This window comes from Pseudomonas sp. XS1P51, from assembly GCF_054897845.1.
This window is the reverse complement of the sequence record NZ_CM142707.1, coordinates 2,763,026-2,776,611: the sequence shown is the minus strand read 5'-3', so window position 1 is coordinate 2,776,611 and position 13,586 is coordinate 2,763,026. Positions and strand designations below refer to the sequence as shown.

Annotated in this window: 14 protein-coding genes; 4 read left to right on the top strand and 10 right to left on the bottom strand. The window is 60.0% G+C overall.

Annotation, left to right across the window (positions count from 1 at the left end; genetic code table 11):
• From ACYZUD_RS12895 to ACYZUD_RS12870, 6 genes are all read right to left on the bottom strand, one after another.
• Positions 1-1,116, bottom strand: coding sequence for an NAD(P)/FAD-dependent oxidoreductase (locus ACYZUD_RS12895; RefSeq protein WP_462024342.1), 1,116 nt, complete (start codon positions 1,114-1,116; stop codon positions 1-3).
• Entirely contained in the window at positions 1,113-2,468 is a 1,356-nt protein-coding gene (locus tag ACYZUD_RS12890; RefSeq protein WP_462024341.1) for an FAD/NAD(P)-dependent oxidoreductase, read from the bottom strand. Before ACYZUD_RS12890 ends, ACYZUD_RS12895 begins: the two co-directional genes overlap by 4 nt.
• Positions 2,469-2,580: 112 nt before the next feature.
• Positions 2,581-2,871, bottom strand: a complete 291-nt coding sequence (locus tag ACYZUD_RS12885) for a (2Fe-2S)-binding protein (RefSeq protein ID WP_462024340.1) — start codon at positions 2,869-2,871, stop codon at positions 2,581-2,583.
• A gap of 7 nt (positions 2,872-2,878) precedes the next feature.
• The gene (locus ACYZUD_RS12880) at positions 2,879-3,673 is read right to left on the bottom strand and encodes an ABC transporter permease (protein ID WP_462024339.1); all 795 of its coding nucleotides are present in this window, start codon (positions 3,671-3,673) and stop codon (positions 2,879-2,881) included.
• A gap of 6 nt (positions 3,674-3,679) precedes the next feature.
• Positions 3,680-4,549 carry an ABC transporter permease gene (locus ACYZUD_RS12875; RefSeq protein WP_462024338.1) on the bottom strand — a complete coding sequence of 290 codons (870 nt, stop codon included), beginning with the start codon at positions 4,547-4,549 and terminating at the stop codon, positions 3,680-3,682.
• Positions 4,546-5,571 (bottom strand): ABC transporter ATP-binding protein, encoded by a 1,026-nt coding sequence (locus ACYZUD_RS12870; RefSeq protein WP_462024337.1) that lies wholly within the window; start codon positions 5,569-5,571, stop codon positions 4,546-4,548. The genes ACYZUD_RS12875 and ACYZUD_RS12870 overlap by 4 nt, the downstream gene beginning before the upstream one ends.
• A 243-nt stretch (positions 5,572-5,814) precedes the next feature.
• On the opposite strand from ACYZUD_RS12870, the gene ACYZUD_RS12865 reads away from it, so the two are divergent.
• Positions 5,815-6,651, top strand: coding sequence for an IclR family transcriptional regulator (locus tag ACYZUD_RS12865; RefSeq protein ID WP_462024336.1), 837 nt, complete (start codon positions 5,815-5,817; stop codon positions 6,649-6,651).
• 104 nt (positions 6,652-6,755) lie between these two features.
• On the opposite strand, the gene ACYZUD_RS12860 is transcribed toward ACYZUD_RS12865, so the two are convergent.
• Both ACYZUD_RS12860 and ACYZUD_RS12855 read right to left on the bottom strand, forming a co-directional pair.
• Positions 6,756-7,508, bottom strand: a complete 753-nt coding sequence (locus ACYZUD_RS12860) for an anti-sigma factor family protein (RefSeq protein ID WP_462024335.1) — start codon at positions 7,506-7,508, stop codon at positions 6,756-6,758.
• Positions 7,505-8,011 carry an RNA polymerase sigma factor gene (locus ACYZUD_RS12855; RefSeq protein WP_462024334.1) on the bottom strand — a complete coding sequence of 169 codons (507 nt, stop codon included), beginning with the start codon at positions 8,009-8,011 and terminating at the stop codon, positions 7,505-7,507. The genes ACYZUD_RS12860 and ACYZUD_RS12855 overlap by 4 nt, the downstream gene beginning before the upstream one ends.
• Before the next feature lie 156 nt (positions 8,012-8,167).
• Between ACYZUD_RS12855 and ACYZUD_RS12850 the strand changes: the two genes are divergently transcribed.
• The 3 genes from ACYZUD_RS12850 to ACYZUD_RS12840 all read left to right on the top strand — a co-directional run bounded on the left by ACYZUD_RS12850 (position 8,168) and on the right by ACYZUD_RS12840 (position 11,478).
• Entirely contained in the window at positions 8,168-9,253 is a 1,086-nt protein-coding gene (locus ACYZUD_RS12850; protein ID WP_462024333.1) for a catalase family peroxidase, read from the top strand.
• Complete coding sequence (locus tag ACYZUD_RS12845; RefSeq protein WP_462024332.1) at positions 9,250-9,795, top strand: cytochrome b; 546 nt, start codon at positions 9,250-9,252, stop codon at positions 9,793-9,795. The genes ACYZUD_RS12850 and ACYZUD_RS12845 overlap by 4 nt, the downstream gene beginning before the upstream one ends.
• Before the next feature lie 165 nt (positions 9,796-9,960).
• A complete protein-coding gene (locus ACYZUD_RS12840) occupies positions 9,961-11,478 on the top strand; it encodes a zinc metalloprotease (RefSeq protein WP_462024331.1) in 1,518 nt (505 codons plus the stop codon).
• A gap of 90 nt (positions 11,479-11,568) precedes the next feature.
• Here the strand turns inward: ACYZUD_RS12840 and ACYZUD_RS12835 are convergent, their stop codons facing one another.
• Entirely contained in the window at positions 11,569-12,720 is a 1,152-nt protein-coding gene (locus tag ACYZUD_RS12835) for a M14 family metallopeptidase (RefSeq protein WP_462024330.1), read from the bottom strand.
• 484 nt (positions 12,721-13,204) lie between these two features.
• On the bottom strand, positions 13,205-13,546 hold the full coding sequence (locus ACYZUD_RS12830) for a DUF6124 family protein (RefSeq protein WP_462024329.1): 342 nt from the start codon (positions 13,544-13,546) through the stop codon (positions 13,205-13,207).
• Positions 13,547-13,586 lie beyond the last annotated feature (40 nt).

Here is a 13,586-nt window from a genome sequence, read left to right as displayed (position 1 = left end):
TCAAGCAACGGAGATGGAGTGAAACCGGGTGATGGAAAACGCATCCAGCGGCGTCTTTGACGCGCCGCTACAGATGATCTCGGTGAGCGCCTGGCCCACCGCAGGGCCGATCTGAAAACCCGCGCCGGCAAAGCCGAACGCATGCAACAGACCGGGTTGAGTACCACTGTGGCCGATCACCGGTTGGCGATCGGGCAGGTAACCTTCGGTGCCGCTCCAGGTGCGAATCGCCTGGGCGCCCTCAAGAAATGGATAGAGCTCGACGGCCTGGCGCAGGATCTCGATCACCGCGTGTTGACCGGGCCGTGCGCGGGCATCGTCGAGGGCAAAACCCTGGCCGCCGCCCAACACGCAATTGCCGCGAGCGACCTGGCGCGCATAAATACCGCCGCCCTCGACCCCGGTGCTGGCATTCATCACCCATGGCAACGGCTCGGTGACCAGCATCGCGGGGTGCCCGGCGTGCATCGGCACCGCTTCGTCGAACTGTGCTGCGAGGTTGCCGGCCCAGGCTCCGGCGCAATTCAGCAGCCAGGGAGCATGCAGTTCGAGGCCGTTCTGAGTGCTGACGCGAAAGCGCTGACCGTCGTGTTCCACCGCGGTCACCGCGCACTGTTCATGAACTTGCGCACCATGGCGCCGCGCCGTCCGGGCAAACGCCGGGGACACCAGTCGCGGGTTGGCATGGCCGTCATCCGGGCAAAACGAGGCGCCCACGGCGACCTCACCGACCCACGGGAACCGCGCACGCAATTGACGGCGGTCGAGCACCTGCAAATCGAGGCCGAAACCCTGGCTGCTGACGGCATAGTCCTGCAACGCCTGCAGATCGTTGAGGCTACGCGCCAGTTTCAAGTGGCCGCTGCGCTGATACTCGCCGTCGATGCCGATCAACTGCGGCAACTGTCCCCAGATGGCGTGAGCTCGTTGCGACAACGGTAATTGCGACAGCGGACGACCCTGCCGGCGCACGCCGCCATAGTTGACACCGCTGGAGTGCGAGCCGCAAAAGTCTCGCTCCAGCAGCGCCACGCGACGCCCAGCCTTGCTCAGGAACAGTGCAGCGGAGGCGCCGACTATGCCGCCACCAATGATGACTGCATCGACTTCAATCATGGCTCCACCTCCAGACCAAACGGCAGCGGTTTGATCGGCGCCTGCGCGCGCAGTCGGCCGATGCCGGACACCGGCCGCTGACTTTCGCAGGCAATGATTTCCGCAGCGGCGGCGCCACACATGCGTCCCTGGCAGCGACCCATGCCGATCCGGCAGTGAGCCTTGACCCGATTGATCTCCCAGTGGCCCTCACGCACGACCTCGCGGATATCGCCGGCCCGCACCTCTTCGCAGCGGCAGACCATCACCTCATCCGTGGCGTTGCTGGCCCAGTCCTCGGGGAAGGCAAAGGCTCGCTCCAGGCCCAGACGAAAATCGCCGATGCGCTTCAGGGCGTTTTCCAGTTCAGTGGGACGCTGCGGCGGGATCAGGTAACCGATGTCTTCGAGCAAGGCGAGGGCGGCCCGCTCGCCGGCCATTTCGGCCGCATCGGCGCCCATGATGCCGGCACCGTCACCGGCCAGGTAAACCTCGGCGACACTGCTGCGACCAGCGCTGTCACGCTGGGGGAGCCAGGCGCGGTTGAGCGGGTTCCAGGCGAACTCACAGCCGAGCAGATCGGCGAGTTGGGTTTCACTGCGCAGACCGTGGGCGAAGGCTACGGCGTCGCACTCCAGTTGATGTTCGCTTTTTGAGTTGGACCAACTCAGCGACTGCACGCGTTGTTCGCCATCAATGCGATTCAACGTTGCACCCTGATGCACCGGGATACCGTGGGCGGTCAGCCAGCTTCGGTAATAGATGCCTTTGGCCAGGGTGGCCGGTTGCGACAGCAGGCCGGGCAGTGCGCGGGCCTGGGCACTGAAGGGCGAGCTGTCGAGCACCGCGACCACCTTGGCACCGGCCTTGGCGTATTGATAAGCCACCAGGTACAGCAACGGTCCGCTGCCGGCGAACACCACCCGTTCACCGATGGCGCAGCCTTGAAATTTCAAGGCGATCTGCGCCGCACCGAGGCTGTAGACCCCCGGCAGCGTCCAGCCCGGCACCGGCAGAATCCGGTCGGTGGCCCCCGTGGCGACAATCACCCGGGAGAACGCCAACCGTGCGGCGCGGCCTTCATGCACGGTGTCGAGCGCACCGTCCTCGGCGTTCCACACCAGGGTCTCGGGACGGTAATCGAGTTGCTCGCGCAGCGTGTCGATCGTTTGATGCAGCGCGCTGGCCTTGCGTGCTTCGAAACCATACAACTTGACCGGCGAGCGCTTGAAGTTCGCCGGTTGCCGCCGATAAATCTGCCCGCCACCGTGCGCGGCTTCGTCCAGCAGAACCGGGCGCACGCCATGGGCAACCAGCGTCTGCGCCGCACGAATCCCGGCCGGGCCTGCGCCAATGATGACCACAGACTTCATATAGACCCCACGATATTCAAGATCAAAAGATCGCAGGCTCCTACAGGAGACCGCGCACGGCGTAGGAGCTGCCGAAGGCTGCGATCTTTTGGGCGCATTGGAGAAATGACTGTCATACGCAACGCCCCGGCTCGCGGCTGATCTGTTGCCCGGCTTCAAGCAACGTCGAGCAGGCGCGCACCCGGCGGCCATCGCCCAGGCGTACCCAGCAGTCCTGACACGCCCCCATCAGGCAAAACCCAGCCCGGGGTTCGGCGCTGAAGTCGCTGCCGCGCAAGTGTTCGCCACTGGTCAGCACCGCCGTCAGCAGGGTGTCGCCGAGCAGGCCGGTGGCCGGCGCGCCGTCGAGGGTGAAGTGCAGGGCCGGGCGGTCGCCTTCGGCCAGTCGTTTCAGCAGAGCCATGGCGCCCTCATTGTTTGCCCACCAGAACCCGATCCAGGCCGTAGACCCGATCAAGCAGAATCATCGTCAGCGCAGTCAGCGCAATCACCAGTGCCGACACCGCCGCCATCATCGGATCGATGGATTCGGTGGCGTACACGTACATCCGCACCGGCAGGGTTTGCGTGGCCGGCGAGGTGACGAAGATCGACAGCGTGACTTCGTCGAAACTGTTGATGAACGCCAGCAACCAGCCACCGGCGACCCCCGGCAAAATCATCGGCAAGGTGATTTGTCGAAACAGCGTGAAGCGCCCGGCACCCAGGGATTGCGCGGCGTGTTCGGCACTGCGATCCAGGCCGATGGCCGACGCCAGCACCAACCGCAGCACATACGGCGTGATCACCAGCACATGGGCGAAGATCAGCCAGGCGAAGCTGCCGTTGACGCCCATCAGCGCAAACAGGCGCAGCAACGCGACGCCCAGCACCAGGTGCGGAATGATGATCGGCGACAGAAACAGACCGTTGAAAAAGTCCCGTCCGGGGAACTCGAAACGGGTGATCGCCAGCGCCGCCGGCACCGCAATCAGCGTCGCCAGCGTCGCGGCACAGAACGCCAGGATCAGGCTGTTGTAGAACGCATCGACAAAGTCAGCGCGCTCGAACACCGCGCGGAACCAGCGCAGGGAAAACTCCGTGGTCGGCAAACTCAGGGTGTTTTCCGGGGTGAAGGCGACCAGGCAGACCACCACCAGCGGCGCCATCATGAACAGCACCACCAGGGTATGGAACAGCAGGGCGAAAGGACCGTTCTTGGACATGACGAGTTATCCCAATGACTTCTTGTAGCGGCCTTCGATCATCCGGTTCCACGACAGCATGATCAGCAGGTTGAGCAACAGCAGGGCCACGGCGATGGCCGCGCCCATGGGCCAGTTGAGTTCTGACAGGTACTGGTCGTAGATCAGCGTGGCGACCATCTTCAGCCGGCGTCCGCCGAGCAAACCGGGAATGGCAAACGAGCTGGCCGCCAGACCGAACACGATCAACGTGCCCGAGAGCACGCCCGGCATGATTTGCGGCAACACCACTTTGCGCATCACCGTAAGATGGCTGGCGCCCAGTGAAAGGGCGGCTTGTTCAGCGGCCGGGTCGAGTTTCTGCAGCGAGGTCCAGACCGGAATGATCATGAACGGCAGCATCACGTGGACCAGCGCGATCACCACCGCGAACGGCGTGTAGAGCAGCTTCATCGGCGAGCCGCCGAAGGCTTGCAGGGTTTGGTTGACCAGGCCGTCGGCACCCAGCAACAGGCTCCAGCCGAAGGCGCGCACCACCACCGAAATCAGCAGCGGCGTGAGGATCAGAATCAGAAAAATCGAGCGCCACGGCGTGCCCATGCGGCTGAGGATGTAGGCCTCGGGTACGCCGATCACCACGCAAAGCAAGGTGGTCAGCGCGCTGATCCACATCGTGCGCAGAAAGATCTCGTAGAAGTACGGGTCGCCCAGCAGGCTGCTGTAATGGTCGGCGGTGTAGGCGTCGTCGTTGATCCCCGAGCTGTAGTCGAAGACGTTGAACGACAGCACCAGCGTCAGCATCAGCGGGATGACCAGCAAGCCGAGGTACAAGGCCAGTGCCGGCGCCGACAACAGATAGCCTTGCCGTCCCTGACGCATCGCAATGATCAGGCTCATGCCGACACCTCGTCGACACTCAGCACCCGCAGCAGCGCCGCGTCCCAGTCCAGGCCGACCGCCGTGCCTTCGTTCATCGGCGCCGAGCCGTCGTTGCGCCGCACCACGCAGAGTTCGCCCAGGGTCGTCGATACGCCGTACAACCATTGGCTGCCGAGAAAGAAGCGGCTGACGATTTTCCCTTGCAGACGACCTGAACCGGCATCGCGCAGATCGATTTTTTCCGGGCGCAGGCTCAACGTCAGCTCGCCATCGCCGCGGTGGCAGACCTGAGCGACACCGGCACTGTCGCGTTCACCGGGCAGCAGATTGGCCTTGCCGACGAAGCCGGAAATGAACTCGGTGCGCGGGTGTTCGTAAAGGGTGTAGGGCGCGTCGATCTGAGTGATGCGCCCGGCCTGCATCACCACCACGCGATCACTGATGGACAACGCTTCGGACTGGTCGTGAGTGACCATCAGCGTGGTGATCCCGACTTCGCGCTGGATGCGGCGGATCTCGAATTGCATCTCTTCGCGCAGGTTGGCGTCGAGGTTGGACAGCGGCTCGTCGAGCAACAGGACCGGTGGCTCGATCACCAGCGCTCGGGCCAACGCAACACGCTGACGCTGACCGCCGGAGAGTTCCCGTGGGTAACGCTCGGCATGCTGGTTCAATCGCACCAGCTTCAGCACGCGGTCCACCCGTTGCTGCAACTCGCCGTTGGGCACTTTGCGCATGCGCAGGCCGAAGGCGACGTTGTCTTTCACGGTCATGTGCGGGAACAGCGCGTAACTCTGGAACACCACCCCCAGGCCACGGCTGGCGGGTTTGGCGTGGGTGATGTCGCGACCGTCCAGCACAATGCGCCCGCTGCTGACTTCGACGAAGCCGGCAATCATTTGCAGGGTGGTGGTTTTGCCGCAGCCGGAGGGGCCGAGCAGCGAGACGAACTCGCCTTTCTCGACCGAGAGATTGGTGGCGACGACGGCGTCGATCTCGCCGTAACGTTTGCCGAGTCCTTCAAGTTGCACAAAAGCCATAACTGCGCTCCACCTGAGATTGTTATGCGTCGCCCGAAGGCGCGCTTTTTTGTATGGGCAGATACGAAAGATGTTGCCGGGTGCGTTGGCGCTCGACTTGAGTCGGCTGCCGCTGTTGTTCGAATCGCCCCTGTATGGACGCAGAGTAGGACGAAGACTAGGATGGGCTCAATGGCCTATTTCACTGAAGCGATGACTATTTTCAGTTTCATTCGGTGAGTAAATTAACTATTGAGAAAAGTCATGTCGGATTCCATTGAGCGGAATGAAAGCAGGAATGACGTCGGTGTCGGTGCGGTCTCCCGGCTGTTTGCCGTGCTGCGCAGTCTGGGCGACACCGTCGAGGGTGGGGAGCGGGTGACGCAACTGGCCCAGCGTATCGGTTTGTCGCAACCGACCACGCATCGCTTGCTGCGCAGCCTGATGGACGAGGGTATGGTCGAGCAGGACGCGCGCAGCAAACGCTATCGCCTGAGCCTGGAGTTTTTTGCGCTCGCGGCGCGTGCCGGGAATACCGGAAACCTGCGCGAACTGGTGCGACCGGCGTTGCTGCGACTGTCGGCATCGTTGGGGGATTCGCTGTTTTTACTGGCGCGCAGTGGCTTTGATGCGATCTGCCTGGACCGCAGCGAGGGGCCGTTTCCGATTCGCACCTTTACCGGGGACATCGGCGGGCGGGTAGCGCTGGGGGTGGGGCAGGGCAGCCTGGCGATTCTGGCGTTTCTGCCGGACGAGGAGCGCGACACGGTGATTCACTACAACCTGCCGCGTCTCAAGGATTTTCACCTGTATGACGAGGTGTTCCTGCGCTCGGAAGTGGAGAACGTGCGCAAGCTCGGTTACGCCGGGCGCAATACTGGCGTGTTGCAGGGCATGGCCGGGGTGGCCGTGCCGATTCTGGACCGTGAAGGGCGGGCCGTGGCGGCGTTGAGTGTGGCCACCGTCAGTGATCGCCTCGGGCCGGATCGCTTGCCGACGGTGGTGGAAATGCTCAAGCGCGAAGCGGCGCTGATCGGACCGCGAATCAATCCATTCGACCCGCTGTTGCGCCGGCCTTCGCAGGTGTTCGGGCAGGGTTGAAACCTACACCAATTCCCAGTGGGAGCGAGCCTGCTCGCGATGACGGCCTGACGGTGACAGACCGCTATCGCGAGCAGGCTCGCTCCCACAGGGTAATGGTGTGATCAGAACTGCACGGTTTGCCTGAGCATCTGCGCCGCCGGTGTATCGGTCGGGCTGACCATCGCATAGTTGTAACCGCCCCCCGACCAGTACTCGGCCTGCAACTCGCCATCGCTGCGACTGCCACGGGGCAGGAAGAAGTTTTTCGGTCCCGGTGGGCGCACGTAAAAGCTGATCTTGTGCCCGTCCTGGCCCTCGTAAACCACCATCGCTGCCGGTCCTTGCTCGGTGCTGAGCAACCGTCCGCTGACCGGTTTGAAGCCCGCGTTCGAGAGGTCCGGCAAGCGATTGGCCTGAGTGAAATATCGGTCGAGCCAACCCTGCATATCGCCGTTGTCGCTGGCCTTGTAGTCGGCCGGCAAAATGCCTTGCTGGGCAAACAAACGATAGGCCTGCAGGGCATCGGTCATGGGTTGCTGAGCGCTGATGAGCGTCATCTCCCGGGCTTGCCAGCCGCTGACCCCGCCGATGCTGACCGCTATCAGCAACGCTGCGGCGCTGGCCAGATGGCGGCGCGATTGTCGTTTGAGGCGCTGGCGAATCAGCGCCGGGTCGAGGTCCGGGTTGGCGGGTTGTTGCAAGGCGCCGCTCAGGGCCGCGCGCAGTTGCTGGGCGTCCTGCTGCCAGGCGCGCACTTGAGCAGCCATTTCTGCGTTGCTTGCCAGAAAAGTCTCCACCAGGCGTCGGTCGTCATCGCTCAGTTGGTGGTCGACATAGGCGTGCAGGTCTCGCTCGCTCGGGGGCATGCTGATCATTTGAGTCTCCGCAGGGAAGGGCGGGTGATTTCGCCGTCGCTGAGTTGGCGCAAGGCCTGGCGGGCGCGGGACAAGCGCGACATCACGGTGCCGGTGGGGACGTCGAGAATCTCGGCGACCTCTTTGTAACTCAGGCCTTCCACCGACACCCAAAGCAGCAGCGCGCGCTGTTCGGTCGTGAGCTGATCGAAGGCCTGGAGGGTCGATTGGGCGATCACGGTGCGTTCTACCGACGGCTGGGTATCGTCACGTCCGGTAAAGAATTCGAGCATCCGCGCATAACGCCGGGAGCGCCGGTGAGCGTCGAGAAACTGCCGATAAAGAATCGAAAACAGCCACGCGCGCAAATCGCCCTCGGGGCGTTTGTCGCCCCAACTCGACAGCGCCCGCTCGAGACTGGCCTGGACCAGATCGTCCGCACTGCTGGGACTGCGCGTCAACGACACGGCAAACCGTCGCAATCTGGGAATGATTTCTCTCAGTTGTTCGTCGATATCGTTCATGAGTTTCTGACTAGTCACTACGCTGGACTAGGAAGACGCCCGGCATTCGAGGTTATTCCACGCCTGAAAAAATAAACACCGCGCGATGGAATAAACCTTCACGGGGTGCGTCTGCTTGATCCTTCTCACTTGTGGCCGATGGCCCTGGAGTCTTTCATGGTAGATCGCTCATCACCGCCAACCCGGCCACCCTTGAGTGCCGCGAGCCTGGTATTGCGCCTGGGCGCTATCGCCGTGGTGGTCGCCGCAGTCGCCGGGGCATTTGCCTACGTCAATGGCACCTTTGACCCACAGCGTCTGACGCCGAAAAAGCTGATCAATGTGCTGGAAACCAACAACGGCGTGCACCCGGGGTTTCGGCGTAACCACTCAAAAGGCGTGTGCGTGATCGGGCATTTCGAGAGCAGCGGCGAAGCACGCAGCTATTCCAGCGCTCAGGTTTTCAATGACGCGCGGACTCCGGTGGTCGGACGTTTCGCCTTGCCGGCCGGTAATCCTTATGCGCCGGATAACAGCGTGCCGATCCGCAGCCTGGCACTGCGTTTCACCCAGGCCAACGGCCAGCAGTGGCGCACCGGGATGAACAGCATGCCGGTGTTCCCGGTAGGCACACCCGAGGCGTTCTACCAATTGCAGCAAGCCCAGTCACCGGACCCGGCCACCGGCAAACCCAATCCTGCTGCGGTGCCGGCGTTCTTCGGTTCGCATCCGGAAGCCGGACCGTTCCTGGCCTGGATCAAAACCGCCAAGCCGTCGGCCAGTTACGTGACGGAAACCTACAACAGCGTCAATGCGTTTTACCTGGTGAACGCGGCCGGTCAACGGCAGGCGGTGCGCTGGAGCATGGTGCCGATGGCGCAGGACGCGGCGGGTGCCACGGCGCCGGAGGGAGGTGACTTTCTGGAGAAAGACCTGGTTCAGCGTATTTCCACAGGCCCGCTGCGTTGGCAGTTGAACATCACGCTGGCCAACCCCGGCGACCCGGTCAATGACGCCAGCAAGACCTGGCCCGAAGGTCGAAAAGTGGTGAACGCCGGCACCCTGGTGCTGGAAAGAGCCGAGCCGCAACTCAATGGCGAGTGCCGTGACATCAACTACGACCCGCTCGTACTGCCCGCCGGTATCGAAGGTTCCGACGACCCGCTGCTGGCCGCTCGTTCAGCCGGTTACGCCAAGTCCTACTTGCGTCGTACCAGCGAAGTCAGCCAATTGCCTGCCGCTAAACAGGAGGCACAACAATGAGTGCTCAACCGAACCACTTCGCACCGCTGGCTCGACTGCTGCACTGGCTGATGGCGCTGATGGTCATCGCCATGCTGTTTATCGGCGCGGGCATGGCCGCCTCGGTGTCCGAGCGCCATGAATGGCTGATCAATCTGCACAAGCCCTTGGGCGTTGCGATCCTGCTGCTGGTGATCGTGCGGCTGGCGGTACGGTTTTCCACTCGACAGCCACCGCTGCCGGCGGACTTGCCGGGCTGGCAAGTGCTCGCGGCCAAGGCTTCGCATGCTTTGCTGTACGCCTTGATGGTTATCCTGCCGCTGCTCGGTTGGGCGATGATTTCGGCGGCCGGCGACCCAGTGATGCTCAGCAGTTCGTTGCAGTTACCCTCGATCGTACCGGCGAATGCGCAGGTGTTTGCGTTCCTGCGCAAGGCTCACGGGTATCTGGCGTATCTGCTGTTTCTGACCGTGCTGCTGCATTTGGCGGCGGCGTTATTTCACGGCTGGGTGCGGCGCGATGAGGTGCTGGATAGCATGTTGCGGGGTAAGGATCGCGGTTGAATTCACGATGTTGTGATTCGGTCTGTTTAACGGAGAGGACTCATCCACCTGTCAACTTTGACAGTTTCGCTCCCCTGAAAAAGCACGTTCAATGCTCACAGACTGCAGTGGCCCCGGACGAGGTCAGTCGAATAGCACTGATCGCGTCATTCAGGGAGATGAACCATGTTCAAGTCGGCAGGTTTGCGTTTCATGCGGCGGTTTTTTTCCGCGCTTTCGATGGTGTCGTTGGCTGTGTTGCTAGGCGCCTGTATGAATCCTTCGCCGTCGGACACAGGTGAACCGAAAAGCTGGGTTGTCGAGAATATTGCAAGCAAGACGACGCAGGAGTTGTATGCAGACTTGATTGCGCCGGGGGTGTTTGAGCGCTCCAGCTCGAAAGTGATTGATGGTTATACCGTTGAAAGCGGTAATTTGCGTATGCCGGATAAAAACGATGGTTCACTCGTGACGGTTCGTTCGGCTGATGGAAGCCTGACAGCCTTGATCAATAGGCCGGGGCAGCGCGGTTCATTGCATATTGACAGTACGGGTATGAGCCGCTTCATTCCTGAGCCTGCTGTTGATATGGATGCTGAAGACGCGGTTACCAATCTGAATGAAAAGGTCGCCACCGCACCCGTGGATTTGACCAGTGCAGAGCCATTGGTTGTCGATGTGTTGATGGGGTATTCCAAGGCAGGGGTTGATCGAATGGGCGGTGATCCAGGTGCCGATGCTTTGGCTAAGGTTGAATGGGTTAATCTAATGCTCCGTAATTCATTGGTATTAAACGTTTCATTGAACTTAGCGGGTGTGCAAGTCGTTGAGGATGATTATCCGATTACTACCGAAACTCTTGCGAAATTGCCTGTTATTTTTTCTCAGGGTATGGATAAGTTCAAGCCAGATGTTATTTACGGTAATTTTGCCTATATCGTGCCAGGGGGAGCAATTGGATGGGGGTATAGGCCAGGCCGCACCGCAATAGGAGTATCTAGTAGCGCTTCGACATTTGCTCATGAGCTTGGCCACAATGCAGGTAGCCAACATTGCAATTATGAAGGCGTGGCTAATTATCGTTTTGGATACGACAACGGAAAATCACGCAGTGTTTTATGCAACGGTTCTAACTCACGTTACTATTCGACACCCGCCATCATAGATCAGTATGGTTTGCCGCTAGGGAACACAGAGACTGCCGATACGGCTCGTGTTTGGCGCGAAAATGCCTCGCGACTCTCGGGTTACGCGCCACCCTTTGTTGGCACACGTATGTCGTTAGTGAGTATTGGAAAAACTGCTGTAGCGGAGCTTGAGTTAAGAATGCCAGCAATCTATCAAGCGGGTATTGTTGCCTTGAAAGAGTCTGAGGGACCTATAAAGTTACAGCTCGCTCCCGCAGGCTATGCTCGACTTACGGTGAAGTTAAAAGATGGCGCTGGAAATGAGCGAGACGTTTATTTACGTGGAGAACGGGTTGTCGGCGGGTGTAAATGGTTGGCAATGAATGCTTATCAGGGATGCTCTTTTTCGGGTGAGGCCGCCAGGGATCTTACTTTCAAATTGATCTATAATAAGGCGGATAATCCGCAGCTGCCTGCGACTATCTATAGTGGATATTTAAAGTTGGAGGTGCGAAATCTGCTTGGGAGTTGGGTGGTTCCTATAGATGTATTGATATCGATTCGCGGCGCTTATTAATGCTTTTTGGTAATCCGGGTTTCATTTGGCCGGAATATATAGAAAAAGACCTGACTTTTAGAAAGGTCAGGTCTTAATGAGAAAGGTGGGTCAACGCAAAACAGCGATCATCTCCGCCACAGTCGTCAACACATCCTTGCCCAACTGCTTCGAACGCTTCCCCGACCAGCCGGTCAGTGCATTCGGTGCGTCATTATTGTCCTTGAACGGCATCTCCAGGGTCAGCGACAGGCAGTCGAATTTCTCGCCGACGCTGTTGCACGCCAAAGTCATGTTGGCTTTACCCGGCTCATCACGGGTGTAGCCGTGCTTGGTCTGGAAGTCCTTGGTCAGGTGCTTCAGGTGGCTACGGAAATGCTCTTCGAGTTTTTCGAGGCGCGGCGTGTAGCCCGGGTTGCCTTCGCAGCCGGCGGTGAACACGTAGGGGATTTCTTCATCTCCATGGATGTCGAGGAACAGGTCGACGCCGTACTTTTCCATCTGCTGTTGTACGAAAAAGACTTCCGGGCTGATTTCCTGGCTGGCGCTCTGCCAAGCGCGGTTGAGGTCCTGGCCCATGGCGTTAGTGCGCAGGTGACCGTGGAAGGCGCCGTCCGGGTTCATGTTCGGCACCAGGTACAGGTCGGCGTTGGCCAGCAATTTGTTCAGCACCGGATCGTCATGCTTTTCCAGGCGCTCGATCACGCCTTCCATGAACCACTCGGCCATGTGTTCGCCCGGATGTTGCTGGGCGATGATCCAGACCTTGCGCTGACCTTCGGCGCCGGTACCTTTACGCAGTAGCTGGATGTCGCGACCTTCAACACTTTTGCCGGTGGCCAGCAGCTCGGTGCCGGCTTTGGTCAGCGCCTGTTCGATCAGCCAGTCATGACGACCGCGACTGTAGGGTTCGAAGTAGGCAAACCAGGCGTGGGTGGCGGTGGCTTCAAGGCTGAAGCGCAGGCAGTCGCCTTCGAAGATGGTCGGCACCCGGAACCAGTTGACGTGGTCGTAGGACGCCACTGCCTGATAACCATCCCAGGCCTTGTTGTACGAGGACTTGCTGGCATTGTTCAGTCGAAACCAATGCTCCTGACCGACATGCAGACCGCTGGCCTTGAAGTGGAACCACTGAAAGTGCTGGCTGCGGGTGTCTGGCTTGATGGCCAGCAGCGCTTGCAACGGATTGCTGATGTCCAGCACTTCAATGTTGCCGCTGTCGAAATTGGCGCTGATGTCGAAAGAGGATTTAGCCACGGTCATAGTCGGTTCCTGAATATGATTTTTTATGGCTGCTACTTTACACGCTGGGAAGGGAAAAACCGGGGGAAATTGCGGGGTTGAGCGGGGGGGCGTCCTCCTTGACGCTGTCGAAGCTTAGAGACTGTGCGATTGATTCTCAAGTGCTATTTTTCATTAGTTTGAGCCAATGATGCCGGGCTTCTCTTGCCAACAGATATTCTTTTGATATCATCCGCGCCATCGAATTCGCAGCACCTAAAGACTTCATTAGCCTGAAGGTAAAGCCAGAATAACTGGCAAAAAAAAGACCCGGCAAAAGCCGGGTCAAAAACCGTGATTAGCCTGATGAGGAGATAGTCCAGGAGACCGACCTAAGGTCACTTGGACAATCGACCGATCTCGCGACCAGCTGCATGCAATAATAATCATTCTCGTTTGCAAGTCAAATGTTTTTATCTGCTCGATTGGAAAATTCTTTCCTGTCCTCCTTTCAAGCACCTCCGCTTCAGCCGTTCTGATCGCCCTCCAGGGAGCGGTCCACCATCGCCTTGGCCATGTCGATCATGTGCACCGCCGAAAACGCCAGATCCCGGCTTGAACCGTGCAGATTGCTGGCTGACTCGTACGCGGTGGCGGCGGCACAACGCAGCAGATCCGAAGCATGGACCAGCGCCTCTTCGCAGCTGATGTTGCGGTTCACATCAAAAAAACGCTCCTCGACTACCTCCTCTGAAACAGCTGGTTTCAAGTAATAGTCCAGCGCTCGCTGTGCGGCGGCAGAGCCTTTGGGCGAGGTGAGGGACGTGTCGATTTGCAGGTCTGGCAGGTCGTTGCTGGGGATGGTCATGACGATGGCAAGCTCCGTGATAGGTTCAGATCCGTGAATC

Bases quoted from the DNA above. Each gene is read 5' to 3' on its own strand.
- ACYZUD_RS12875 (WP_462024338.1), bottom strand. From the start codon at position 4,549: ATGAGCCTGATCATTGCGATGCGTCAGGGACGGCAAGGCTATCTGTTG.
- ACYZUD_RS12880 (WP_462024339.1), bottom strand. From the start codon at position 3,673: ATGTCCAAGAACGGTCCTTTCGCCCTGCTGTTCCATACCCTGGTGGTG.
- ACYZUD_RS12890 (WP_462024341.1), bottom strand. From the start codon at position 2,468: ATGAAGTCTGTGGTCATCATTGGCGCAGGCCCGGCCGGGATTCGTGCG.
- ACYZUD_RS12850 (WP_462024333.1), top strand. From the start codon at position 8,168: ATGGTAGATCGCTCATCACCGCCAACCCGGCCACCCTTGAGTGCCGCG.
- ACYZUD_RS12860 (WP_462024335.1), bottom strand. From the start codon at position 7,508: ATGATCAGCATGCCCCCGAGCGAGCGAGACCTGCACGCCTATGTCGAC.
- ACYZUD_RS12845 (WP_462024332.1), top strand. From the start codon at position 9,250: ATGAGTGCTCAACCGAACCACTTCGCACCGCTGGCTCGACTGCTGCAC.
- ACYZUD_RS12870 (WP_462024337.1), bottom strand. From the start codon at position 5,571: ATGGCTTTTGTGCAACTTGAAGGACTCGGCAAACGTTACGGCGAGATC.
- ACYZUD_RS12855 (WP_462024334.1), bottom strand. From the start codon at position 8,011: ATGAACGATATCGACGAACAACTGAGAGAAATCATTCCCAGATTGCGA.
- ACYZUD_RS12885 (WP_462024340.1), bottom strand. From the start codon at position 2,871: ATGGCTCTGCTGAAACGACTGGCCGAAGGCGACCGCCCGGCCCTGCAC.
- ACYZUD_RS12830 (WP_462024329.1), bottom strand. From the start codon at position 13,546: ATGACCATCCCCAGCAACGACCTGCCAGACCTGCAAATCGACACGTCC.
- ACYZUD_RS12835 (WP_462024330.1), bottom strand. From the start codon at position 12,720: ATGACCGTGGCTAAATCCTCTTTCGACATCAGCGCCAATTTCGACAGC.
- ACYZUD_RS12895 (WP_462024342.1), bottom strand. From the start codon at position 1,116: ATGATTGAAGTCGATGCAGTCATCATTGGTGGCGGCATAGTCGGCGCC.
- ACYZUD_RS12865 (WP_462024336.1), top strand. From the start codon at position 5,815: ATGTCGGATTCCATTGAGCGGAATGAAAGCAGGAATGACGTCGGTGTC.
- ACYZUD_RS12840 (WP_462024331.1), top strand. From the start codon at position 9,961: ATGTTCAAGTCGGCAGGTTTGCGTTTCATGCGGCGGTTTTTTTCCGCG.